The 23,646-nt window shown below is 34.7% G+C and carries 21 protein-coding genes and 1 pseudogene; 16 read left to right on the plus strand and 6 right to left on the minus strand.

Going from position 1 to position 23,646, the window contains the following annotated elements; all coding sequences use genetic code 11:
- Nucleotides 1-89 precede the first annotated feature (89 nt).
- From ACM55F_RS00245 to ACM55F_RS00290, 10 genes are all read left to right on the plus strand, one after another.
- Nucleotides 90-1,865, plus strand: a complete 1,776-nt coding sequence (locus ACM55F_RS00245; RefSeq protein ID WP_416851674.1) for a tetratricopeptide repeat protein — start codon at nt 90-92, stop codon at nt 1,863-1,865.
- 76 nt (nt 1,866-1,941) lie between these two features.
- Nucleotides 1,942-2,253, plus strand: coding sequence for a DUF4286 family protein (locus tag ACM55F_RS00250; RefSeq protein ID WP_131914481.1), 312 nt, complete (start codon nt 1,942-1,944; stop codon nt 2,251-2,253).
- Between the two features lie 173 nt (nt 2,254-2,426).
- The gene (locus ACM55F_RS00255) at nt 2,427-2,615 is read left to right on the plus strand and encodes a hypothetical protein (RefSeq protein WP_416851675.1); all 189 of its coding nucleotides are present in this window, start codon (nt 2,427-2,429) and stop codon (nt 2,613-2,615) included.
- Between the two features lie 134 nt (nt 2,616-2,749).
- Nucleotides 2,750-3,529: a 16S rRNA (adenine(1518)-N(6)/adenine(1519)-N(6))-dimethyltransferase RsmA gene (gene rsmA, locus ACM55F_RS00260; protein ID WP_416851676.1), complete on the plus strand. Its 780-nt coding sequence runs from the start codon at nt 2,750-2,752 to the stop codon at nt 3,527-3,529.
- Entirely contained in the window at nt 3,519-4,871 is a 1,353-nt protein-coding gene (gene mgtE / locus ACM55F_RS00265; RefSeq protein ID WP_416851677.1) for a magnesium transporter, read from the plus strand. Before rsmA ends, mgtE begins: the two co-directional genes overlap by 11 nt.
- 205 nt (nt 4,872-5,076) lie before the next feature.
- Nucleotides 5,077-5,853, plus strand: coding sequence for a pyrroline-5-carboxylate reductase (gene proC, locus ACM55F_RS00270; protein ID WP_416851678.1), 777 nt, complete (start codon nt 5,077-5,079; stop codon nt 5,851-5,853).
- A 297-nt stretch (nt 5,854-6,150) separates the two neighbouring features.
- Nucleotides 6,151-7,413 carry a coiled-coil domain-containing protein gene (locus tag ACM55F_RS00275; RefSeq protein WP_416851679.1) on the plus strand — a complete coding sequence of 421 codons (1,263 nt, stop codon included), beginning with the start codon at nt 6,151-6,153 and terminating at the stop codon, nt 7,411-7,413.
- A gap of 2 nt (nt 7,414-7,415) precedes the next feature.
- Nucleotides 7,416-8,498 carry a hypothetical protein gene (locus tag ACM55F_RS00280; RefSeq protein ID WP_416851680.1) on the plus strand — a complete coding sequence of 361 codons (1,083 nt, stop codon included), beginning with the start codon at nt 7,416-7,418 and terminating at the stop codon, nt 8,496-8,498.
- 235 nt (nt 8,499-8,733) lie between these two features.
- On the plus strand, nt 8,734-9,114 hold the full coding sequence (locus tag ACM55F_RS00285; protein WP_416851681.1) for a Dabb family protein: 381 nt from the start codon (nt 8,734-8,736) through the stop codon (nt 9,112-9,114).
- A 54-nt stretch (nt 9,115-9,168) separates the two neighbouring features.
- Nucleotides 9,169-9,765 carry a hypothetical protein gene (locus ACM55F_RS00290; RefSeq protein WP_416851682.1) on the plus strand — a complete coding sequence of 199 codons (597 nt, stop codon included), beginning with the start codon at nt 9,169-9,171 and terminating at the stop codon, nt 9,763-9,765.
- Nucleotides 9,766-9,873: 108 nt separating this feature from the next.
- On the opposite strand, the gene nhaA is transcribed toward ACM55F_RS00290, so the two are convergent.
- Entirely contained in the window at nt 9,874-11,016 is a 1,143-nt protein-coding gene (nhaA, locus tag ACM55F_RS00295; RefSeq protein WP_416851683.1) for a Na+/H+ antiporter NhaA, read from the minus strand.
- Nucleotides 11,017-11,160: 144 nt separating this feature from the next.
- On the opposite strand from nhaA, the pseudogene ACM55F_RS00300 reads away from it, so the two are divergent.
- The 3 genes and pseudogenes from ACM55F_RS00300 to ACM55F_RS00310 form a co-directional block, all read left to right on the plus strand.
- A pseudogene (locus tag ACM55F_RS00300) lies at nt 11,161-12,099 on the plus strand (2-hydroxyacid dehydrogenase); the annotation flags it as partial.
- A 45-nt stretch (nt 12,100-12,144) separates the two neighbouring features.
- Nucleotides 12,145-12,510 carry a VOC family protein gene (locus ACM55F_RS00305; RefSeq protein WP_416852040.1) on the plus strand — a complete coding sequence of 122 codons (366 nt, stop codon included), beginning with the start codon at nt 12,145-12,147 and terminating at the stop codon, nt 12,508-12,510.
- A gap of 48 nt (nt 12,511-12,558) precedes the next feature.
- On the plus strand, nt 12,559-12,840 hold the full coding sequence (locus ACM55F_RS00310; protein ID WP_416851684.1) for a TM2 domain-containing protein: 282 nt from the start codon (nt 12,559-12,561) through the stop codon (nt 12,838-12,840).
- Between the two features lie 130 nt (nt 12,841-12,970).
- Here the strand turns inward: ACM55F_RS00310 and ACM55F_RS00315 are convergent, their stop codons facing one another.
- The gene (locus tag ACM55F_RS00315; RefSeq protein WP_416851685.1) at nt 12,971-14,773 is read right to left on the minus strand and encodes a GNAT family N-acyltransferase; all 1,803 of its coding nucleotides are present in this window, start codon (nt 14,771-14,773) and stop codon (nt 12,971-12,973) included.
- Nucleotides 14,774-14,973: 200 nt separating this feature from the next.
- On the opposite strand from ACM55F_RS00315, the gene ACM55F_RS00320 reads away from it, so the two are divergent.
- The 3 genes from ACM55F_RS00320 to ACM55F_RS00330 all read left to right on the plus strand — a co-directional run bounded on the left by ACM55F_RS00320 (nt 14,974) and on the right by ACM55F_RS00330 (nt 18,124).
- Nucleotides 14,974-15,735, plus strand: a complete 762-nt coding sequence (locus ACM55F_RS00320) for an exodeoxyribonuclease III (RefSeq protein ID WP_416851686.1) — start codon at nt 14,974-14,976, stop codon at nt 15,733-15,735.
- A 245-nt stretch (nt 15,736-15,980) separates the two neighbouring features.
- Nucleotides 15,981-16,922 carry an OmpA/MotB family protein gene (locus tag ACM55F_RS00325; RefSeq protein WP_416851687.1) on the plus strand — a complete coding sequence of 314 codons (942 nt, stop codon included), beginning with the start codon at nt 15,981-15,983 and terminating at the stop codon, nt 16,920-16,922.
- 164 nt (nt 16,923-17,086) lie between these two features.
- On the plus strand, nt 17,087-18,124 hold the full coding sequence (locus ACM55F_RS00330) for an aldo/keto reductase (RefSeq protein ID WP_416851688.1): 1,038 nt from the start codon (nt 17,087-17,089) through the stop codon (nt 18,122-18,124).
- A 157-nt stretch (nt 18,125-18,281) separates the two neighbouring features.
- Here ACM55F_RS00330 and ACM55F_RS00335 read toward each other — a convergent pair whose 3' ends face one another.
- The 4 genes from ACM55F_RS00335 to ACM55F_RS00350 all read right to left on the minus strand — a co-directional run bounded on the left by ACM55F_RS00335 (nt 18,282) and on the right by ACM55F_RS00350 (nt 23,291).
- The gene (locus ACM55F_RS00335) at nt 18,282-20,249 is read right to left on the minus strand and encodes a transglycosylase domain-containing protein (RefSeq protein WP_416851689.1); all 1,968 of its coding nucleotides are present in this window, start codon (nt 20,247-20,249) and stop codon (nt 18,282-18,284) included.
- Nucleotides 20,250-20,457: 208 nt separating this feature from the next.
- Entirely contained in the window at nt 20,458-20,898 is a 441-nt protein-coding gene (locus ACM55F_RS00340; protein WP_416851690.1) for a hypothetical protein, read from the minus strand.
- A gap of 74 nt (nt 20,899-20,972) precedes the next feature.
- Nucleotides 20,973-21,377: a hypothetical protein gene (locus tag ACM55F_RS00345; RefSeq protein ID WP_416851691.1), complete on the minus strand. Its 405-nt coding sequence runs from the start codon at nt 21,375-21,377 to the stop codon at nt 20,973-20,975.
- A 270-nt stretch (nt 21,378-21,647) separates the two neighbouring features.
- Nucleotides 21,648-23,291, minus strand: a complete 1,644-nt coding sequence (locus ACM55F_RS00350; RefSeq protein WP_416851692.1) for a carboxylesterase/lipase family protein — start codon at nt 23,289-23,291, stop codon at nt 21,648-21,650.
- Nucleotides 23,292-23,646: the final 355 nt, after the last annotated feature.

Here is a 23,646-nt window from a genome sequence, read left to right on the forward strand (position 1 = left end):
TTTTAAACACAAGGAATAAAACACTAATCTTAAATTCCTTATATGGTTCATAAAAATTGATGTTTGACGAAACAAATTGCAATTAAAAAATGAAAAAAATATTTCTATATATAAATCTGTTTTTTTCATTGATTTGTTTTTCTCAAAACGAACAATTGGCACAGTATTATTATGACAAAGGCGATTTTGAAAAAGCCAAAATCAGTTATGAAGAGTTACTGGAAAACCTACCACAAAACACACAATATTTTTTAAGAACCATTGACTGTTACCAGCAATTACAGCAATTTTCTGTTGCTGAAAAAGCGATACTAGACCGATTAGACAAATACAAACAAGGAAATCTTCTGGTCGAATTGGGATACAATTACCAGTTGCAAAAAAATGATGCCAAAGCCAAAATTTACTACGAGCAAGCATTAGACAGAATCAAAAAAAATCCAAATGAAGTATACGGTATTTCCAATTCTTTTGAGAGAAAAGTGTTGTTGGAATATGCCTTGAAATCCTATCAGACTGCTACAGGACTAGAACCGAATTTTAATTTCAATTATCAAATTGGGTTGCTTTATGGGCAATTAGGCAATCAGGAAATGATGATTAATACCTTTCTGAACGAAGCGTATGCGAATCCTCAAAATTCAATATTAATTCAAAATCAATTGGTTCGTTTTATGGTTGACGAGGGTGATGCTGCCTTTAGTGAAATGCTTCGCAAAGCATTAATTATAAGAACACAAAAAAATCAGGATCTTTTCTGGAATCATTACTTGAGTTGGTTTTATGTACAACAAAAAGAATTTGAAAAAGCATTTATTCAGGAAAAAGCCATTTACAAACGTGATCCGGAATCGCTTGGCAACATTGTGAATCTAGGGCAATTGGCTATTGAAGAAGAGAATCAGGAGGCGGCTAAAGAGATTCTTGGTTTTGTATTGGAAAACACCAAAGATTTAGAACTGTTAATTCAGGCTAATTCCTATTTGATAAAAATGAAAATTGAAAAAACATCCGAAAATAACTTTGCAGTCATCAGCACAGAATTAGACGGTTTGTTGAAACAATTTGAAATAAGTCCTTTTACCTTATCTTTGCAGCTGATTCAAGCGCATTTTGTAGCTTTTAATTTGAAAAAACCGGAAGAAGGAAAAGCAATAGTTAAGAAAGCACTGGAGTTAGAATTGGACGATTATGAAGTGGCTCAGGCCAAAATGGAATTGGCAGATATTCTGCTTTACGAAGAGAAATTCAATCAGGCTTTAATCTATTATTCTCAGATAGAATTAGATTTGAAAAATGATGTGGTGGCTCATGAAGCAAGTTTAAAAGCCGCCAAAACGAGTTATTTCAAAACTGATTTTGCTTGGGCGTTGAAACAGTTCAAGGAATTGAAATCAGCCAATACACAGTTGATTGCAAATGATGCTTTGGAATATTTTCTTTTGATAAATGATAATACTGTTGCCGATTCGACGCAAACGGCACTGAAACAATTTGCAAAAGGAGATTATCTGTTGTATCAAAACAGGAATCAGGAAGCGGTAACTCAGTTTCAAACGATATTAAAAAACAATAAAGGACAGGAAATAGAGGCGGTGACCTTGTTGCGATTAGGGAGGATATATGAAAAGAAAGGCGATTTTGCTTTGGCTTTAAGCCAATACCAAACGATTATTGACCAACATAGCGACGGAATTTATATTGATGAAGCCTTATATTTCTCGGCAGAAATTTATAGCAAGCAATTGTTACCTGAAAAAGCGAAACCATTATATGAAAAGATATTGTTCAATCATCAGGACAGTATTTATTTTGTGGAAGCCAGAAAGAAATTCAGGCAATTGCGAGGAGATACTAATTTATAAAAAACAGATTTTCGGATTTTTAGACTTCTAATAAATCTAACAATCCAACAATCTAATAATCCAACAATCAAAAAAAATGATACTATACAACGTTACCACAAACATACATGAAAGCGTTCACGATCAATGGATGATTTGGATGCAATACAAACACATTCCTGAAATTTTGGCTACTGGAAAATTCTCTTCGGCAAGAATGGTAAGGGTTTTAATTGAAGAAGAAATGGGTGGAGTAACCTATTCGGTTCAATACGCAACGGACAGCAAAGAAACTTTGGAGAAATATTACCAGGAAGATGCACCGGCTTTTCGCGAGGAAGGATTGAAATTATTTGGAGACAAAATGCTGGCGTTTAGAACAGAATTGGAATTGATTGCAGATTATTAAAAAGCGTTCAGTATTCAGTTAGAAATCTGGGAATTCTGAAGTCGTAATTTGCGACTTCCAATTCTGAAAACATGGGTTTGCGTTATGCGTCGATGGCTTTTACAGAACACGGAGTATTAATGTTATCGAGTATTTTGAATAGTGAAAAAGCAATTCAAACTAATATTTAGATAATGCGGATATTTACAAAAACGAGACAACTGCTTTCCGATAATTCGGATTTACGTATTGATTTTGAAATAATGAAAAAGAAAATTGAAAATCAGGGGAAAAACATAGAACTCGTTTTTCAATATGTAGATGAACTTATGGAAAAGAAAGAAATCACCCCAGAACGAGAAAAAATAGGATACAAGAAATAGTTGTCAATCTTCGGTTTACAAGAGTTTATCCGGATATTTAATAAAATATAAAAACACTTTGTGCCTTCGTGGCAAAACAAAAATATAAAAAACACTTTGCGCCTTTGTGCCTTCGTGGCAAAAAATAAACAAAAATGGAAAAAGTAACAGCCAAAAAACACCTCGGACAGCACTTCTTGAAAGATGAAAGCATTGCAAAAGATATTGCCGACACGTTGAATCTGGAAGGATATGATGATGTATTAGAGATAGGTCCGGGAATGGGAGTTTTGACAAAATATTTGTTGGATAAACCGGTGAACACGTACGTTATTGAAATCGATACGGAATCAGTAACGTATTTGGACCAAAATTATCCAAAATTAAAAGACAGAATTATTTCTAAAGATTTCTTGAAATACAACATCAACGATATTTTCGAGGGGAAACAATTCGCTATCATTGGGAATTTTCCGTATAATATTTCGACTCAAATTGTATTTAGAGCTTTGGAATATCGCGATCAGATTCCGGAATTTGCAGGAATGTTTCAGAAAGAAGTGGCACAACGTATTTGTGAAAAAAAGGGAACAAAAGCCTACGGAATTCTATCGGTTTTAGTTCAGGCTTTTTATGATGCGGAATATTTATTTACGGTAGATGAAAATGTTTTTATTCCACCACCAAAAGTAAAATCGGGAGTTTTACGTTTGCGCAGAAAGAAAGATTACAGTTTGCCTTGCGGTGAAAAATTATTTTTTACCGTAGTAAAAACGGCTTTTCAGCAACGCAGAAAGACCTTGCGAAATAGTTTAAAAACCCTAAATTTGTCCGATAGTTTAAGAGAAGACAAAATTTTTGACCTTCGTCCGGAACAATTAAATGTAGAACAGTTCATAGAACTCACCCAAAAAATAGAAGCCGATGGAGTTTAAAATCAGCAAAGAACTAATTCAGGAATTAGAGCAACTCATTCAAAATAAAAACGACCAGCAATTGGAAGTTTTATTGAATGATATGCACCACGCTGATATTGCCGAAATTCTCGATGAACTCGATTTTGAAGAGGCAACCTATATTTTTAGAGTATTAGATAGTGATAAAACAGCAGAAATTCTTCTGGAATTAGAAGATGATTTGCGGGAAAATATTCTAAGCAGGCTTTCGGCAAAAGAGATTGCAGAGGAATTAGACGAGCTGGAAACCAATGATGCCGCTGATATTATTGCGGAACTTTCACAAGATTTAAAAGCGGAAGTAATATCAGAATTGCAAGACGTTGAGCACGCCAAAGACATTGTTGACTTATTGCGTTATGATGAAGATACTGCAGGTGGAATCATGCACAAGGAATTGGTTAAAGTCAATGAAAATTGGACGGTACTCACCTGTGTAAAAGAAATGCGAATCCAAGCCGAAAATATCTCCAGAGTCCATTCGATTTATGTGGTGGATGATGAAGACCGATTGAAAGGACGATTGTCACTTAAGGATTTATTAACCACTTCGTCCAGAACTGCTATCAGCGATGTTTACATTCGTAAGTTGAATTCTGTAAAAGTGGATACCGAAGACGTTGAGGTTGCCCGAATCATGCAAAAATACGATTTAGAAGCCATTCCGGTGGTGGATGAATTGGGGCGTTTAGTGGGAAGAATCACCATTGATGACATTGTAGATGTAATCAAGGACGAGGCCGATCAAGATTACCAATTGGCGGCGGGTATCTCACAGGATGTCGAAGCCGATGATAGTATTATGGAATTGACCAAAGCGCGTTTGCCTTGGTTGGTTTTGGCACTTTTGGGTGGATTTATAACCGTAAGAGTTTTGGGTTTATTCGAAGGAGCAATGCTTGAACACGGGAATTTATTCTTTTTCACGCCACTTATTGCTGCGATGGCGGGAAATGTAGGCGTACAATCTTCGGCGATTATTGTTCAAGGTTTGGCTAATAATACATTGAGCGGATCCTTGTTTAACCGCTTGATAAAAGAAATATCATTGAGTTTATTAAACGGAGTGATTCTGGCAGTAATATTATTTTTGGGCAGTCATTTTCTTTTGGATGTCGAATTTATTATTGGGATTATTGTGACCATAGCCTTGGTTTCAGTAATTATTATCGCATCGCTCATCGGAACGTTTATTCCTTTATTATTGGATAAATTTGGGATTGACCCCGCGCTGGCAACTGGGCCGTTTATCACAACCAGTAATGATATTTGCGGAATTCTGATTTATTTTTCGATAGCAAAAATGATTTTAGGATTTTAAATGCCACGAAGACACAAAGTCACAAAGAAAAATAAGTTCAAAGAACTTAAGAATTTGTTCCTATAAATTGCTTTTAATTTGAACTTTGCGACCGAAAACAAATTACAGATTAAGAGTTGATTAGTTAAAAAAAATTGAAGTAACACATTCCCATATCGGCTCCCCCTCCTTGGGGGGGGCTGGGGGGAGGAAAACCACAACCAGCATGAAAGTACATATAATTGGCGGAGGAAACTTAGGCGTAGCTATCGCAAAAGGATTATCAAAATTTTCGCAAGGAAATCAAATTACCGTAACCAGAAGAAATACAGCGAGTATTCTTTATTTAGAGCAACTGGGAGTAACTGTTTCTACAGATAACAAGCATCAAATTCAAGATGCAGATATTATCATTCTTACGATAAAACCGTATCAGGTAGATACCGTTTTAGCCGAAATTCTTCCTGTGATTTCTAATAAAGTAATCGCTTCGGCAGTCAGTGGATTGTCAATAGAAAATTTACAAAATAAGATAGGTGATGGGAATAGCGCCGTCCGCATTATGCCAAATATCGCTTCACAATTTGGCGCTTCGGCGACCTGTATCGCGTTTCACGAAAAAAACAAAGAGAAAGCACAAAATACAGTAGCTCTTTTCCAAGATTTAGGAACTGCTCCTATTATAGACGAAAAATTGATGGATGCAGCAACCGTTCTTGCGGCTAGCGGAACTGCTTTTGCGTTGCGTTATATTCGTGCTTCAATGCAAGCCGGAATCGAAATAGGATTTGACTGGCAAACCGCATTAGCTATTTCAGCACAAACCGTAAAAGGAGCTGCCGAAATGATCATGGAAGAACAAGTACACCCAGAACAATTAATTGACCGTGTCACCACACCACAAGGCTGCACCATTGCGGGATTGAACGAAATGGAAATGCACGGATTCAGTTCGTCCTTGATACGAGGAATCAAAACTTCTTTGAAACAAATCAAGGGATAAACGTCATTTGGGCGTGTCCCCATTAAAAAAAGGGTCTTCTCAGCGTAACTGTTGAGAAGACCCTTTTTTTATTGGCGTCTGGCATTTTATTTTTTTTTTCATCCAAATGAGGGAAACCGTAAAGTAGTAACTTTCTTTTGAAATACTTTTGATTTGGAATAAATGAAGATTTGATTTAATAAACAAAACCTTGTTTTGAAATTTAAATAATGTTTATCAGATATCACAACCTATATCATATAGAATTGGGTGACTTTGTCATTCATATAAAAAAGTTAGTGGCAAGTCTGTCGTGATATGCTAAATATAAAAATAATAATAAATAATTACAACGGAATGGCGATAGAAACTTTAAATGGGCAACAGAAAACTAAAGAAGAAAAAGGTAAAATTACATATACTCAATATGGATTTAGATCTGCACAAAAATCACAATCAAACCCTGAAGGAATTGATGGTTATTTAAACAATGTTTATGATAAGTTTTTAGAAGAACAGAAATTAGATGAACAAGGACTTAAAGACAGAATTTCAAAACTAAAAGCTGAACTTCAACAAGAAAAAACAAAAAAGAATGATGCTAATGCTGAAATATCTTCAAACAAAAGAAATAAAGATGATAAAGAAAAACAAATTGAAGAATTAGAACTCGAAAAAATTGATATCAAAAATGGAGAAGGTGAAATTGGAGATAATTCTTCATTTATAATTGGTGCATTTATAACACTACTTCTAACAATGTATTTATTTGTTTTTTATTCGTCATCAGGTTATTCTGCTTTTTACGGGATTAAGCAAGGAAGTCTGGGTTTTATAAATCCAAATGTATTTACGGATGCGATGAATAAAGGAGGTGGTGTAATTGCTCTAATTATTTTATTTCCAGTTATATTTTTAGCAATGGGTTTTTATATCCACGTTTCTATTGAGAATAATAAAAAGCTAAATTTAGAAAATAAACGTTCAGAATATGGAATTATTGGCTCATTACTTTTAGTTACATTAATTGCAGATGTTTTTATAGGATATAAAATATCGCAAGGAGTGCATACAAATAACTTTAATGCAGGTTTGACTAATGAAACTTGGAAGTTTAAAATGATATTTTCTGATGTGAATTTTTATTTAGTTTTAGTTCTTGGCTTTGTGGTTTATGTAGTATGGGGTTTTCTATTGAACTTTGTTTTGAGCCATTCTTACTTAAAAACTGAAAATGAAAAAGTGAAATTAATGATAGAGAATGTAAATAATAAAATCACGGAAAAAAGGAAAGAACTATCTGATATAATTTCAAAAATACACAAATTTGAAAGTGAAATTATCACTTCCGAAAGTAAAATACAGGAGAAAGAGAAAGATATTATTGGTTACGAAAATGGAGTAATTCCAATAAATATTTCTTCTTTAAAAGGATCAGTTGGAGAATTTATGGGAGGTTGGCAAAATTATACCCATGGTAATTTTTATAATGAAGACGCTTTACGTTTAAATAATGATGCAATCAAAGCACAAAGCTTATGGTTAACTAATAAAATTGAAAACCTAAATTCAGACAACTAAATATGGAACTAGCACAAAATAGGGGTAAGAAGAAAAAAGATAAAAAACCATTATATATTTTAGCAGGTTTTCTAATGTTTTTTGGAGTTTTTATTTATTTAATTACTAGGCCATCTGATCAAAGTAAAGCGCTAAAAGAACTTGAAACGAGTTTCAATAAAAAAGATGTAGAAATGGTTTGGTATAAATATAAGGCCGATTTATACCAAGACGAAGAATTTTTATTTGAGACAAGAAAAAAATTATCAGGTCTAAATCTATCAGAGGAAGAAATTAAAGAATGTAGAGGCTGGCTACCCATAGCTCCTACTAGTATTAATTTGATTATTATTCCCGACTTGTCAAGAAGAATTATTGATACTTTAAATAATCCAAATCAAATTAGCAACGATATCTTTGTTTTGGAGACAGTTTGGAAAGCATTTGTTGATTTTTCTAAATTAAAGCAGGACTCTAAAGATAAATTAATTATTGATGTTACTGATATTGATCAAGCCAAAGGACAATTTGGGGAAGTTGCAAATAATTTACAGTTTGATTTATCTAACCATAAAGGGAAAAGTAATCGTTTATTTTTTACAGCCAACAAGGATAAACAGTTTGAAACAAGTATTACAGAAATGTATAACCTAGCTAAAGAAAAACCACTAGGTGCAGATTATAGATTTTATTTACGTAGGTATCTTATTAATCATTTAAAAAAACCTACACTTTTTGACAATTACATTAATAAAGTTATTATAATTACCGATGGATATTTAGAAGCAGAAGGAAGGCCTGCGGATACAAAAATATATGGTTTTGAGAGGCCTCTTCATCAAGCCGTTTCAATAGGTAATACATTGGAAGTAATTACTTCAAAAGGATTGAATATTCCAAAAGTTGATATTGATTTATCAAATTCTGAGATTTTAGTTTGTGAAGTAAATGAACGCAAAGCAGGAAAAGGTTTTGACTTTGAAATATTAAAGGCTTATTGGGAAGATTGGTTTAAAAGAATGAATGTTAAAAAAGTAAATTTTATTCAAAGAGAGCAGGCAAATCAATTGACAGCAAAAAGGGTAACTGAATTTATCACAAAATAAAAAACAATCATCTCCGTAAAGTTTTCATTTTTTACGCTGCGCCCTTGCACGTACCTTCAAACTAGAGCAGCCAAAAATAAAATATAAATTATATGTGGTACAAGCCATACGCGTATACTAAATGCGCATTGCAAAACACCCCTCCGTAAATTTTTTTACTTAAGCTGGCAAATATCGATATTTCATTTTCGTATAAACACACTCAAATAATTCGTATATTTCAAAAAAAACTACCATGAAAAAACTATTGCTTTTAACCCTTATTTTAATTTCAAGCTATACCGTAAATGCACAACAAGACAAACAAAAACAAGTGCTTAGGCATGTCGTTATGTTTGGTTGGAAACCGGGAACAGATGCCACAACTATTGATAAAGTGGTAACTGCTTTTGGGAATCTGGAGCATAAAATCAAATTAATCAAAGCTTATGAATGGGGAATCAATAACAGCCCTGAAAACTTGAATAATGGTTTAACACATTGTTTTGTGTTGACTTTCAAAAGTGAAGCTGATAGGGATGCGTATTTGATTCATCCAGATCACAAAGCTTTTGTGGCTGTTTTGAATCCAGCGCCAGATAAAATTACTGTGGTTGATTATTGGACTAATAAGTAAACTGAAATCTACTTAAAGGTTTGAATAATACATAATAAAAAACAAGTATAATAAATGAGGAAAGTAATAGCAGTCCTGATTTTAGCATTAAATTTAAATGCAAACGCTCAAGAAGTACCCGTTGAAAAATCAATTTTTGGAATACAAACCGGATTTGGAGTACACGCAGGAATTTGGTTCAACAATGAAAGCAAATTGTCAAATAGCATCGCTTTACGAAGTGAAATTGGTCTTGAAAACGATTTTACGGTTGGAGATCATTACGATGGCACAGGTTTTATTTTGCAACCAGTACTAACAGTAGAGCCAAGATATTATTACAATCTGGAAAAAAGGAATTCAAAAGGTAAAAAAACAGCCAATAACAGCGGAAACTATATTTCGATTAAAACAAGTTACCATCCAGATTGGTTTGTGATAAACTTAGCCGATAACGTGACTAAAACTGCCGATTTAGCGATTATTCCCACTTGGGGTTTAAAACGCCAAATAGGGAGTCATTTTAGCTATGAAACTGCTGTGGGATTTGGGTATCGCGTGGTATATTTGAAAGAGAATTCGGTTAATGGGAATGTTCAAAATGTAGATGGCGCATATAATAGAAATCAATACATTCCTTATCTGAATATCGGAATTGGATATACTTTTTAGGAAATAATAATAAAGGCTGTTTTACACAGCCTTTATTGATTTTATATTGTGTACGATTATGACTTCTTATCTAAGTATCTGCCTTAAAATTGACCAAAGGTAAAAGCGTTAATTCTTTTTAAGAGTAAATTTCAACCATAAAAAACCAATGGTTCCGGCAATGAATGAAGCAATTAGAATTGCAATTTTAGAATAGGTAATTACTTCTTCTCCATCATTTTTAAACGCAAGAAGTGTAATAAAAATAGACATGGTAAATCCTATTCCGCCCAGCATTCCTGCTCCTAGAATGCTGCTCCATTTTAGATCTCTTGGTAGGGTACAAATCCCTAAACTAACCGCCAGTAGTGAAAACAACCAGATTCCCAATGGTTTTCCCACAACAAGACCCAGCATAATTCCAATCGTGTTGGGGTGATTCAATCCCTCATGCCAATCTGAATTTATAGCAATGCACGTATTTGCTATGGCAAACAAAGGAAGAATAAAAAACGCCACAGGTTTGTGTAAAAAATGTTGTAATCGATAGGAAGAAGTTTTTTTGCCTCCATTACCAAACGGAATTACAAAGGCTAGTAATACTCCGGTTATCGTAGCGTGCACACCTGAATTTAGCATAAAATACCACATCGCAGCACCGCCAATCAAATAAGGAATAAGACTGTGTATTTTTTTTCGGTTTAGGATAAACAAACCGCCCATAATAGCAAAAGCAATAAACAAATTCACATAAGCAATAGTGTCCGTGTAAAATATGGCAATTACCATAATAGCGCCTAAATCATCGATTACGGCAAGCGCAGTCAAGAATACTTTGAGTGATGTAGGTACGCGATTTCCTAAAAGGGAAAGAATACCAATAGCAAAAGCAATATCTGTCGCCATAGGGATTCCGGCTCCATTTTGTGTGATAGTTCCAAAATTCAACAGTAAAAAGATTCCCGCTGGAACAACCATTCCGCCTAGCGCCCCAAAAATGGGTAAAGCCGCATTTTTAATACTGGATAATTCTCCTTGATATATTTCACGTTCTAATTCTAAGCCAATTAAAAGAAAGAAAATAGCCATTAAACCGTCATTAATCCAATGCGTTATGGAATGACTTCCAATATTGGTTTCCCAAAATGCAATATATTCCGTTTGAATGGATGAATTGGCTAATAAAAGAGAGAGTATGGTTACAAAAAGTAATAAGAGTCCACCGGCTTTTTCACTTTCAAAAAAAGCGTTGAATGTATTTGTTAACCTCATTTTTTAGTTTTAATGTATTACAATCATTCGATTTGTAATAAAAATTAAGAATGCTAATTTACGATTTTATGAGCTAATTTCCTTTGATAAAACAATAAACCGTAATTTTTTTGTTAATTTGAAGTATCAAAAAACACTACTTTTATGGATATCAAAATCCTTCATATCGATAGCAATCATTCCTTACTTTGGGATCAATTGCAACAGTCCGGATTTGTAAATCACAGCGATTTTACCTCGTCAAAAGAGGAAATTGAAGCCAAAATTCAAGAGTATCAGGGAATTGTTATTCGAAGCCGTTTCAAAATTGACAAAATATTTTTGGACAAAGCCACTAATTTACAATTCATTGCACGCGTTGGAGCCGGATTAGAAAGTATCGATTGCGATTATGCGGAGTCCAAAAACATTGCACTTATCGCTGCTCCGGAAGGAAATAGAAACGCAGTGGCCGAACATACATTGGGGATGATTTTATCTCTTTTTAATAAATTGAACCAAGCCGATAGCGAGATACGATCAGGGCATTGGAACCGTGAAAGTAACCGTGGTTATGAACTTGATGGAAAAACAGTGGGGATTATTGGTTACGGAAACATGGGAAAATCATTCGCCAAAAAACTGCGTGGTTTTGATGTGGAAGTGTTGTGTTATGATATTCAGGAAAATGTAGGTGATGTAAATGCGAAGCAGGTTTCATTAGCAGAATTTCAACAAAAAACGGATGTAGTGAGTTTGCACATTCCGTGGACTCCCGAAACCGATAAAATGGTTGACAGTGATTTCATCAATGGATTTGCAAAACCCTTTTGGATTATCAATACTTCTCGCGGCAAGAATATTGTCACTGCCGATTTGGTTGCTGCCATGCAATCCGGGAAAATTCTCGGAGCAGGTTTGGATGTTTTGGAATATGAAAAATTATCATTCGAAACACTTTTTCAAGATAAAAATACGCCAGAAGCTTTTCAGTATTTATTGAAAGCAAATAATGTAATTCTTAGTCCACATATCGCTGGTTGGACATTCGAGAGTCACGAGCGTTTGGCGCAAGTAATAGTTGATAAAATAAAAGCAAAGTATTTTGGTCAAGCCAAAGTTGCGGAGCCTGACAAACGGGTTACGGGAATTGGCGGTTTCTTTTTTAAATCAAAGAATCCTAAAGAAATGGTGGCTTGGTACGGAAAACACTTGGGTTTAAAAACGGATCAATATGGTTCCACTTTTTGGTGGAAAGATAAAGATGGGAATGATTGTTCTACCCAATGGTCGCCATTTGCGGATGACACGGCTTATTTTGCACCAAGCGAAAAACAATTCATGCAAAACTTCAGAGTGGATGATTTAGAAAATTTGTTAAAAAAATTATCGGAGGAAGGTGTAACAATTGTGGGTGATATGGAGTCTTATGAGTATGGCAAATTTGGTTGGATTTTAGATATCGAAGGAAATAAGATAGAACTCTGGGAACCAATTGATAAAGTATTTCAATAATTTTTTTATATTTTTAATCACTGAAAAACAACCTTATAACAATTAATTATGGAAAATTCGAAGAATGAAGAATGGAATAATCCAAGGCCAGTTCAACAAGACAATAAAAAACTTGCAGCAGGGCTTCTTGCTATTCTTTTAGGACCTTTGGGAATTCATAAATTCCTTTTAGGCTATACTACCGAGGGGATTATATGGTTGGTAATTAGTTTGTGTACTTGTGGAACAGTAACAGGTATATTAGGAGTAATTGAAGGAATTATATATTTAACAAAATCAGATGAAGAGTTTTACCAGACCTATCAGGTAGGTAAAAAAGGCTGGTTTTAAAGCATAAAAAATCCCGTTGGAACGGGATTTTTTATATAATCTGAAATCTGAAATCTGAAATCTGAAATCTGAAATCTGAAATCTGAAATCTGAAATCTGAAATCTGAAATCTGAAATCTGAAATCTGAAATCAATCTTCTTTTTCGCTCAGTTTTCTTTCCAATTCAGCCTGAAATTCTTCCATTACGGGCTTCATGGTGCTTTCCGGAATATCTGCAATTCGAATGTACATCAATCCGTCAACGGCATTGTTAAAGAGCGGATCCACATTGAAGGCAACCACTTTTGCATTTTGTTTGATGTATTTTTTAATCAAAACCGGCAAACGCAAACTTCCAGGTTCCAGTTCATCGATAATTTTATCAAACTTATTCAAATCCGATTCGGTTTCGTTAAAAATGAAATCTTTGTCGGCATCTTTTAGTTTTACTTTATACGCTTTCTTGGGGTGAATGTATTGTGCAATATACGGATCGTAATAATTTGATTTCATGAATTCAATCATCAGCGATTTTGAGAAATCTGAAAATTGATTGCTGATACTCACGCCACCCAGTAAAAATTTATGTTCCGGATAACGCAACGTGGTATGCATAATTCCTTTCCAAAGCAAGAAAAGCGGCATTGGTTTCTGTTGGTATTCTTTGATGATGAAGGCGCGACCCATTTCTATGGATTTGTGCATCATATCATGTAATTCGGGTTCAAATCGAAAAAGATCGTTGAGGTAAAAACCATTTATTCCGTATTTCGGATAAATTTCTGAACCCAATCCCATTCGGTAAGCACCGGCAATTTTATTGGCATCAGCATCCCATAAAAAGAGGTGATGATAATATTGGTCGTGCTTGTCTAAATCAATGGGTTCATTTGTTCCTTCACCCACTTCTCGAAAGGTAATTTCTCGAAGGCGTCCAATTTCATGTAAAATATTTGGAATTTTAGATGCTTTAGCAAAGAAAACTTCATAGTTTTTACTTTGTAAAAGTCGGCAATCAGTACTTCGCAACGCGTCTACTTCCTTAATCATTTTGTCCTGACTTGCGGCAGTAACAATTTTCTTTGGACTTTTAGGAAGTTTTAAAGTTGGTGTAGGTAAAAAAGGACTTTCTTTTTCGAAAGGATTCGCAAGCATGTACGTTTTCTTTCTCAAAAATTCCGAATATTCTTCTATCGTTGCATGCTCATTTTGTTCACTTACCGAAATAGGTTTACCAATACGCACTTTTATCACACGATGTTTTTGGCTAAACACTTCTGAAGGTAGTTTTGCCGTTCTAAAAGTGCCGCTGATTTTAGAAAGCAAATAAAATAATCGGCTGTTTTTAGCATGAAAATAAATAGGAACAACAGGAACTTGGGCTTTTCGAATGACTTTAATAGCTCCTTCTTCCCAAGGTTTGTCGACCATTAATTTACCATCTTTATATGTGGAAACTTCTCCGGCAGGAAACATTCCCAATGGCTTTCCATCACTTAAATGGCGTAACGTTTCTTTAATTCCTACCACACTCGATTTAGCATCCTTATGATTTTCGAAAGGATTCACCGGCATGATGTATTTTTTGAGTGGTCTGATTCGATGTAAAAGGAAATTGGCAATAATCTTGAAATTTGGTTCTCTTTCGAGCATCAATTTCAATAATAAAACACCATCAATACCTCCTAATGGATGGTTTGAAATAGTGATATAAGCACCTTCTTTTGGCAAACGTTTTAAATCCTCTTCCGGGATTTCAAATTTTATTTGTAAATCATCCAGTATTCCATTCAAAAACGAAACATCTTTCAAATGTTTGTTTCTGTTGTATACTTTGTTTAAGGTAGAGATTTTTAGCACCTTCATCAGCATCCAGCCGGAAAAAGTACCTAGAACTCCGTACTTATCAGCATTTATTGCTTTTGCAACTTCTTTAGCGGTTACTAAACCCATGTATTTTGTTTTTTAGAGCAAGAAACAAAGATAGCAAAAAACTCCATTTTCTCTATTTTTCTGAATCAAACTTCTACTTTTTTGTTACATTTGAAACCCACATACAAACAATATAATTTTTTCCGATAAAATAAAAAGTGGGTTCCTGACAACCGCAGGCAAAAAAATAATTTTTCGGAAGAAATTCAAAAAAAAATTTAATGAGAATTATTTCATACAACGTCAACGGAATCAGAGCCGCCATTTCAAAAGGATTTATTGACTGGTTGCAACACGCAAATCCGGATATTATTTGTCTTCAGGAAATTAAGGCAACCGAAGACCAAATCCCAGTCGAAGATATCGCAAAAGCGGGCTATCCATACCAATATTATTATTCAGCAACCAAAAAAGGATATAGCGGAGTGGCCATTTTATCTAAAATCAAACCCAATAATGTCGTTCATGGAACCGGAATTCACCACATGGATTTCGAAGGAAGAAACCTTCGGGCTGATTTTGATGGATTTTCAGTGATGAGTTTGTACTTGCCATCAGGGACAAATATCGATCGATTGGACCATAAATTCACGTTTATGGATGATTTTCAAACTTATATCAACGAACTAAAAAAAGAAACGCCAAACCTGATTATATGTGGTGATTACAACATTTGCCACGAAGCAATCGACATTCATGATCCTATTCGAAACAAAAATGTTTCCGGGTTTTTACCGCAAGAAAGAGCTTGGCTCGACGGATTTATGAAGTCCGGATTTGTCGATAGTTTCCGCCATTTCAACAGTGAGCCGCACCAATATTCGTGGTGGAGTTACCGCGCTGGAGCCAGAGGAAACAACAAGGGTTGGCGCATCGATTACAATTTAGTCAGCGATTCCTTAAAACATAAATTAAAAAGAGCCGTTATTTTATCAGATGCCGTGCATTCGGATCATTGCCCAATTTTGGTAGAGATAGAGTAAAAGTCATTGCGAGGAATGAAGTAATCTGGAGCTATTTAGCTTCGCTGAATCTGCGATGTCCCGCTATCCGTTGCAAATGAAATTCACTGAACACCGAAATAAAATAGTAACATAGTGAAGTAATCTTTTCTCTCGTTAAAAAACAAGAGAAAAGGATTTTCACTTTTATCGGGGCTAGGGCATTCGAACACAATTTGAATTTGTGCTTTCAAAACAACATTAGAAACAACATAAATACCAACAAAATGATTAAAAGAGTTTCCATCGGATTATTAGTATTGGCGCTTTCAACCTCCTGCGTATCCAAGAAAATATACAACGACTTAGAAAGTAAGTTCACCGATTTAAAAAAAGAAAACAGAAGTTTAGCAGATGAAAATGCTGATCTGCTAAAAGATAAAAACCAATTAGAATTAGATCGCGATGGTTTAAAAACTGATTTGAGCAAATCCAAAGCGGAGCTGGATAAATTGAAAGCAGATTACGCAGCGGCACAAAATAAATTCAAAGTTTTACAGGATTCTTACGCCGCTTTAGAAAAAAACAGTGGAGATGCTTTGCAAAGCAACATGAAGAAAAATCGGGATTTACTGGATCAATTAGACGAGAAAGGAAAAGCATTGGCATTAGAACAAGAGCGATTGAGCAAAAGCGCACAACGTTTGCAAGAATTAGAAGATTTGATAGCTGCCAAAGAAGCCAGCATGAAAAAACTGAAAGAAACCTTGTCTAAAGCCTTGAACAGTTTTGAAGGAAAAGGATTGACAGTAGAACAAAAAAATGGAAAAGTGTATGTTTCTATGGAGAACAAATTACTTTTCAATTCTGGAAGTTGGGCTGTAGGTTCCGAAGGGAAAAAAGCAGTAATTGAAGTAGGTAAAGTTTTGGGTGACAACCCGGATATATCAGTACTTATCGAAGGTCATACGGATGATGATGCTTTCACGGCTTCAGGACCAATTGCGGACAACTGGGATTTATCGACCAAAAGAGCCACAGCGATAGTTGCTATTTTGAGTGAGAACAAAAAAATCAATAAGGAAAACCTAACCGCTGCAGGTAGAGGAGAATTTTCACCATTAGCCAGCAATTCAACTGCTGACGGAAAAGCAAAAAACCGTAGAATCGAAATAATTCTAACGCCAAGATTAGATGAAATTGCCGAAATGCTGAATGATATCAATTAAGTAGAAGCAAAGGTTCAAAAATACAAAGGTTCAGAGTTTTTTACTTTGGGCCTTTTTTAATATAAAAACGTATAAACGTTTCCAAAATTTCTGTTAACTGGAAACCAAAACAATAAACTAATTTTATCTTTGTTTTTGAAAAATTAAAATACAATTTTCTTAATATGAAATACACTACTTTACCAAATACTGATATAAAAGTCAGCAAAATTTGTCTTGGAACCATGACTTTTGGACAACAAAATACAGAAGTTGATGGTCATGCCCAAATGGATTATGCATTAGAAAACGGAGTCAATTTCTTTGATACTGCTGAAATGTATTCGGTTCCAGCACGTCAGGAAACCTACGGTAGTACGGAGCGAATCCTTGGGACTTGGTTCAAAAAAACAGGAAAAAGAGAAGAAATAGTTTTGGCATCCAAAATTGCGGGACCCAATCCTAACTTTACCTATATGCGCGAGAACAATGATTTTTCGCCGGCAAGTATCAAGTTTGCATTAGACCAAAGTTTGCAGCGCTTACAAACGGATTATATTGATGTGTACCAATTGCATTGGCCGGAACGCAAAACTAATTATTTTGGACAACGCGGTTTCAAAGTGCAGGAAGATGCATGGGAAGATAACATTCACAACGTTTTGGAAACCTTAGACGGTTTTGTCAAAGAAGGAAAAATCAAACACATCGGGCTTTCTAATGAAACGCCTTGGGGAATTATGCGTTTTTTGGAGGAAAGCAAATACCATAATTTGCCAAAAATAAAAACGATTCAAAATCCGTATTCGTTACTAAACAGACTTTTTGAAGCGGGTTCTGCTGAAATTTGTAGGAGAGAAAATGTGGGGTTATTGGCGTATTCACCAATGGCTTTTGGTGTTCTGTCGGGTAAATTCCTAACAGGCGAAAGTCTTCCAAACGCCAGAATCAATTTATTTCCACAATTCTCAAGATACAATAGTGCACAATGTACCGAAGCTACTCGCTTGTATCAGGAAATCGCTAAGAAAAACGGACTGACTTTAACGGAACTGTCTTTGGCATTCATAGAACAACAACCGTTTGTAACCAGCACGATTATTGGCGCGACAACATTGGAACAATTAAAAGAAAATATTGATACGATTCAAGTATCACTTTCGGATGAAATCTTAAAGGCTATTGATGAAGTTCAAGCTGTAATTCCGGATCCGGCACCATAAATTAAGAAACCATTTTTTGTCATTGCTTCGCCAGTTCGGGAAAATCCCTCGTGTCTGACAAAGGAGGAATCCCATTACGTGAGATTCCTCCTTTGTCGGAATGACAATATAATAGCAAATTTAAACCTTCGTGAACTTTGTGGTTAAAGTTGGAGCATTAAAGATCAAATTCCTCATCGACGACTAATGAATCCATTTTTATTTGTGTTGAATCTTTTACTTTGAATTTGATAAAAGATTTTGCAGGTCCTGAAATAAATATAGGTAACGACTTGTAAATAGTGTCGTCAGGACTTAAAAGCCCTCTTCGAAGCATTATATTCGTTAAAAAAGATTCTTGTTTTACAGCAAAATCTTTCAACATACCTTGGTCATTGAACTGATACATGAATTTTTTTGGACTTGGAATAATTCGGGCGAGATACAAGCATTCATTCAGCGATAACTCCGAAGGTGTTTTTTGGAAATAAAACTGACTCGCTTCGCCAATTCCATAGACATTTGGGCCCCATTCGATGATATTAAAATAGACTTCGAGCATACGTTCCTTACTCACGATTCGGTTGTTTTCCAGAATATAGACCAGTAAAATTTCTTCCAGTTTACGAGAAACAGTTTTCTCCCGACTCAGAAAAGCATTTTTCACCAATTGCATACTAATAGTGCTGGCGCCACGTGAAAACTTTTTGGTTTTTATGTTTTTTACGATGGATTGTTTGAATGCCTCGTTGATGAAACCACGATGCGAAAAGAAAGAAGGATCCTCGGTAGTCAAAACGGATTTTCTTAAATAAGGTGAAATTTGGTCTAACGGCGTATAGTTTGGATTGGCTGAACCGACTAAAACAGGTCGCTGCAAAACATTTTTTATAAGTGCCCGATAAACAAATTCACCATTGAGTTTATTTAGATTTGCTTCACCATATTTTGTGATTTTTAGATTTTCTTTATTCAATTTGCTGTCAAAAACCAGTTGATTCGGTTTGTTTTTATTGAATCTAAAATCCAGTTTGTAATCAAAGTTGCCTTTGGCTTCCATTCCTTGAAAATGGGTGAATAAACCGTCAGGAAGTGATGAGATGAAGTCCTGCGCTTTCATTTTTGGAATCGCCACTTTGAGTTTGTAAATGGTGTCTTTTTCGGTGTCGTATGCCAGATAGGGATGAAATTTTATTTTATTGAACTGAATTGTTGAAGTACTGTCAATTGAAATGAAATCAGAACCCAATAAGAATCGGTAATCAAATTTAGCATTCTTGATGACAACATCTTTACTGGCAATTTTTGGATGATTTACTTTTAAATTGGCAATAGCCATAAAACCATCAATATGAAGTTCGTCACCATCTTTATCAATGTTTTCAATATTTAATCGGATGGATTCAAAGCTCGATTTCAGATTGAAACGTTCGTCAAAATAAGGAACTTTAATGGCACCGGTGTCAATATTTACGAACCGAATATCGGCTTTTTTATTTCTTGGATCGGCAAATCCTTTGATTTTCCAGCGTTGTGTAAAGGTATTGGTCTGGACTTGTATGGATGTTTCGAGTTGCTTATTGACCAATCTCAGTTTTTGGAAATTGATGGTCGCTTTTTTTCCGTTGTCATCGAGCCGAAACGAAAGATTATCTAAAACCATATCAGTTGGAACTAAATTCAGCGCTTTCGAGATGATTCTGTAGGCAAATTGAGCGTAATCTCTTTTTTCGTTACTTATTTCTGTTTGCTTGTCTTTTTTTAGAAAAGTATCAAAATTTCTCACTTTTCCCTTCTTTACTAATTGTATAAATCCATTCTTGATTTCTAAAGTCCCAAGTTGAAGATCACCTACTAATAATTGCCATAAATTGACACTTGTTTTCAATTTTTGTATTTTAAAAAGTGTGTCTGCGTTTTTGGGTACTAATACTACATCAGAAAGATTTACACCTGAGATTCCGTCAAAAGAAGCTTTTTTTACTGAAAAAGTACTGTTGTAGTCGACTTCCATTTCATTAGAAACCTTAGCAATAGTCTGCTGTAAAACCGCATCACGAAAGATGTAAAAAGCAACAATTAGAGATACAAATAATACACTAAGTATTTTTGTCGCTAGAATTATTTTTTGTTTTCCAGTTTTCATAAACAGTTTTGTATTCGATAAAAAATATAAGAATTAATCGGGCTTGGAATCTTGCTTATAAAGAAAAGGAAAATAATACAAAAGGAAAATCTTTTATGGTTTTCTTTAGAATTTTGAGGTGTAAAAATGTTTTATTTTCTTTAAAAAGCATAAAAAAACTACAACCTAAAAGTATTGTAGTTTCTAAATTTGTTTTAGGGTACTTAAATTAGCTTTTCGGCTCCGGTTCCTTGTATTCAAATGGATTATAGAATCGTCTGACTTTTTCCACAATTTCATTTAAAGTCATTTTATCGGCTGTTTCCACTGATTTCAGTTTTCCGGGTTCAATTAAGTTTTCATCCATTAATTTTTGTTCCAGTTTTGTTTTGGTTTGTGCCGGACCAAAAACAATGAGTTCATCCGATTTTTTAACATAAGACAACACTGATTTTATAAAATAATCCAGTTCTTGTTTTTTTCGGTCATCAAATTTTTTGTCGCTGTCGCCATGATGACTTCCCGAAAAGGTTCCTTTGTTGCCTTCTTTGTTGTGATAAACGCTGTTTTCAACATCAGAATCTATTTCGGTAATTTTTTCTGTATCACCATCAAGAGCAACAATTATTGCTTTTGAGGAGTCTATCCAAATGCCAGTTTGCTTTTTCATGTCTTTGATTTTTTAAGTTAAAGTAGATTGTTTAAAACAGCGTTATTTTGATTAAAAAAATGGTTTATTGCATATTATTGTATTAGAATAGTACTTAGTTGACTTATGAAAACATGTTCTGATTTGTTTTTTTCTGAAAAAGAATTTGCAATGGCATTTGCCGTTTTTAGAATTAAGGTTATGACTTCTGGAGAAAACAAATGTTCATGCTCTTTTCTGAAGATTTTAAAATCAGGAATCACTTGTTCAGTATCCCATTTATTGGCTATAAGCCAGTCAAAAACAATTTCGATTTCATAGGCTGTGTCGTCTCCAAATTCATTAAAAGTATTTTCAAGCGGAAGCCATTCCGTCTTTACAATTTCTTTTAGTTGCGCGATTTCCTCTTTACGAATAGTTTTATCTATGGCTGCAATACAATAAAACACTTTTCCTAAGTGTTCATAGAGATGCGTCATGGTTTGGTGTGATGGTTTCATTTTTCAATCTTTAGATAAAAAAATAACACATAAATTTACAACAAAATAATGAATCCATTCCTGATTTTTTATTTTTTATTAAACGAAATTTTGATTTTATAAAACACAACCGTTTGATTTTCAAATAAAAACAACAAATTTATGATTTTTCAACTTGAGATGGCTTTATGTGGTTTTTTAACGAGACACTTCTTAATAAGTGATGAAGTTATAACCAAAAAGAGGATGCCTTTTTTAATGACATCCTCTTTTTTTCGAAAGCAGAAAAAATTATTTTTTCGAATATTCTTTTTCTAAAAACAGATAACGAGCATCATTTTCTGCTTTTATTGATTTTGAATTTACATCAATAATCATAATCTCTGGATTTTCTTCGTTTTTTGCCATTGGCCAAACCGGAAGTTTATCACCGTTTGGATTTCCTGTTTTAATGAAGTTGGCAAAAAAGTTCATCATTGTATCCGAAACTTTATAATCATCTTCTGTCCAAGCATAATCTTTATTGGTTGCTAAATTTCCCATTGCATATTCTATTTCAGCAGAGTGAACAGCTCCTTTTGGTTTTGGTGCTTTTGGAATGTTTTTGTCTTTTTTAATGACTCCGCCTGCAAGACCTGCTTCAAGCTCATTGTCGCGCATTTCTGGTCTGGGGCGTGTATAATAATAACGATAGACAGGCTGTGTGCTGTTTTTTCGATGCAAATCAAACCATTTCCAAGTGCTGTATGCAATAAAACGGTCTCCTGCTAAATCTGTGGCGGATTGCTCCGTTACTTCAGGAGTTCCCGCAGGATATAATTTTAATACTTCATCTGCTTTGTTACCATATAATTCTTTTACTTTTTGGATATAACTTTTATTGTCTATGTCTTTTCCCATTGTTAAAGCGCGGTAGGTCATTTCCTCTGAATTCCATCCCACTAATAAAGGAACCATAGCCTGTTGTTTGGCTTCAAAAATTTCTGGTAAAGATTTTGGTAAAAAATAACCATCAATGGTTGTTTTGAAAACACCCAAACTTGTTCCTGCAGATTTTTGATACAACTCAAAAGTAGACATTGCACGAAGGTCTTTTAATGATGGAGCGCCAATTTTTACAGCAAATTCAAGACCTGTTTTTTCAGCTTCCGCCAATGGTACCGGAGACAAAGTAGGAAAGATAGAACCGCCGCTTTCACCAATAGCTCCTGCAATAATACCTTTTGATAATGGAGAGGCCATTTGAGCACTCACCGCAATTGAACCTGCTGATTCTCCTGCGATAGTTACACGTTTTGGATCGCCTCCAAATTTTGCGATATTAGCCTGAACCCATTTTAAGGCAGCATTTTGATCCAATAATCCGTAATTGCCTGAAGCATGATTAGGCGATTCTGTGGTCAGTTCCGGGTGGGAGAAAAATCCCCAAATCCCTAATCTATAGTTTACGGTTAGCGTTACAATTCCTTTTTTTGCCATGTTTTCGCCGTCATAACGATTTTCTGAACCATCACCTGCGGCAAAACCACCACCGTAGAAATAGACTAAAACCGGAAGTTTTTCATTGGCAGATTTGGCAGGAGACCAAACATTAAGATATAAGCAATCTTCACTTGTACCGTCACTTCTAAAACCCATATCACCAAATACATTGGATTGGATTGCTCTTGGTCCAAATTTTTTGGTTTGTTTTACACCTGTCCAATTCGTTAAAGCTTGAGGAGCTTTCCATCGTAAATTACCCACTGGTGGTTGTGCGAAGGGGATTCCTTTAAAGCTTTGAATATTCGTTTTTATATCAAATTCACCTTCAATAATTCCATTTGTAGTGGTTATTTGAACAGGAAAAGCATTTTGATTTTCGGCGTGTTGCGCTTTGGAAAAGAAAGGGATTGCCAGTAGCAGAAGTCCAATGCATTTTATTTTTAGATTCATAATTTATGTATTTTATCGTATAATGTTATTTGTTTTCATAAAGGATAAATTGTTACAAGTAAAAACCAAATAACATACTCATTTCACTTATTTCCTGAATTCTGTTATAAATCTAGAATTCATTCGGGATTATAAAGTTGATTATGACAGTCCGCAATATGTTCCAAAGGATAAAATATGGCACACAGATAACACGGATTGAACGGATTTTGCACAGATTTAAATAACAGTTTGATTCACCGAGTAAAAAAATCCGTGTAAATCGGTATAATCTGTACAATCTGTGGGCTAATATTTATGCTTTATAAATGTACAAACAACGAAAATTGTATTCGAAATGATTTTAGTCCGCATT

Origin of the sequence: Flavobacterium melibiosi (assembly GCF_048158545.1) — a bacterium.
Classification (GTDB): Bacteria; Bacteroidota; Bacteroidia; order Flavobacteriales; family Flavobacteriaceae; genus Flavobacterium; species Flavobacterium melibiosi.

What these genes read in the sequence shown, in the direction of transcription:
- ACM55F_RS00290 (WP_416851682.1), top strand. Translation starts at nt 9,169, where the DNA reads ATGAGGAAAGTAATAGCAGTCCTGATTTTAGCATTAAATTTAAATGCA.
- ACM55F_RS00330 (WP_416851688.1), top strand. Translation starts at nt 17,087, where the DNA reads ATGAAATACACTACTTTACCAAATACTGATATAAAAGTCAGCAAAATT.
- ACM55F_RS00340 (WP_416851690.1), bottom strand. Translation starts at nt 20,898, where the DNA reads ATGAAAAAGCAAACTGGCATTTGGATAGACTCCTCAAAAGCAATAATT.
- ACM55F_RS00345 (WP_416851691.1), bottom strand. Translation starts at nt 21,377, where the DNA reads ATGAAACCATCACACCAAACCATGACGCATCTCTATGAACACTTAGGA.
- ACM55F_RS00315 (WP_416851685.1), bottom strand. Translation starts at nt 14,773, where the DNA reads ATGGGTTTAGTAACCGCTAAAGAAGTTGCAAAAGCAATAAATGCTGAT.
- ACM55F_RS00280 (WP_416851680.1), top strand. Translation starts at nt 7,416, where the DNA reads ATGGAACTAGCACAAAATAGGGGTAAGAAGAAAAAAGATAAAAAACCA.
- mgtE (WP_416851677.1), top strand. Translation starts at nt 3,519, where the DNA reads ATGGAGTTTAAAATCAGCAAAGAACTAATTCAGGAATTAGAGCAACTC.
- ACM55F_RS00350 (WP_416851692.1), bottom strand. Translation starts at nt 23,291, where the DNA reads ATGAATCTAAAAATAAAATGCATTGGACTTCTGCTACTGGCAATCCCT.
- ACM55F_RS00335 (WP_416851689.1), bottom strand. Translation starts at nt 20,249, where the DNA reads ATGAAAACTGGAAAACAAAAAATAATTCTAGCGACAAAAATACTTAGT.
- proC (WP_416851678.1), top strand. Translation starts at nt 5,077, where the DNA reads ATGAAAGTACATATAATTGGCGGAGGAAACTTAGGCGTAGCTATCGCA.
- ACM55F_RS00255 (WP_416851675.1), top strand. Translation starts at nt 2,427, where the DNA reads ATGCGGATATTTACAAAAACGAGACAACTGCTTTCCGATAATTCGGAT.
- ACM55F_RS00250 (WP_131914481.1), top strand. Translation starts at nt 1,942, where the DNA reads ATGATACTATACAACGTTACCACAAACATACATGAAAGCGTTCACGAT.
- rsmA (WP_416851676.1), top strand. Translation starts at nt 2,750, where the DNA reads ATGGAAAAAGTAACAGCCAAAAAACACCTCGGACAGCACTTCTTGAAA.
- ACM55F_RS00310 (WP_416851684.1), top strand. Translation starts at nt 12,559, where the DNA reads ATGGAAAATTCGAAGAATGAAGAATGGAATAATCCAAGGCCAGTTCAA.
- ACM55F_RS00285 (WP_416851681.1), top strand. Translation starts at nt 8,734, where the DNA reads ATGAAAAAACTATTGCTTTTAACCCTTATTTTAATTTCAAGCTATACC.
- ACM55F_RS00275 (WP_416851679.1), top strand. Translation starts at nt 6,151, where the DNA reads ATGCTAAATATAAAAATAATAATAAATAATTACAACGGAATGGCGATA.
- nhaA (WP_416851683.1), bottom strand. Translation starts at nt 11,016, where the DNA reads ATGAGGTTAACAAATACATTCAACGCTTTTTTTGAAAGTGAAAAAGCC.
- ACM55F_RS00325 (WP_416851687.1), top strand. Translation starts at nt 15,981, where the DNA reads ATGATTAAAAGAGTTTCCATCGGATTATTAGTATTGGCGCTTTCAACC.
- ACM55F_RS00320 (WP_416851686.1), top strand. Translation starts at nt 14,974, where the DNA reads ATGAGAATTATTTCATACAACGTCAACGGAATCAGAGCCGCCATTTCA.
- ACM55F_RS00245 (WP_416851674.1), top strand. Translation starts at nt 90, where the DNA reads ATGAAAAAAATATTTCTATATATAAATCTGTTTTTTTCATTGATTTGT.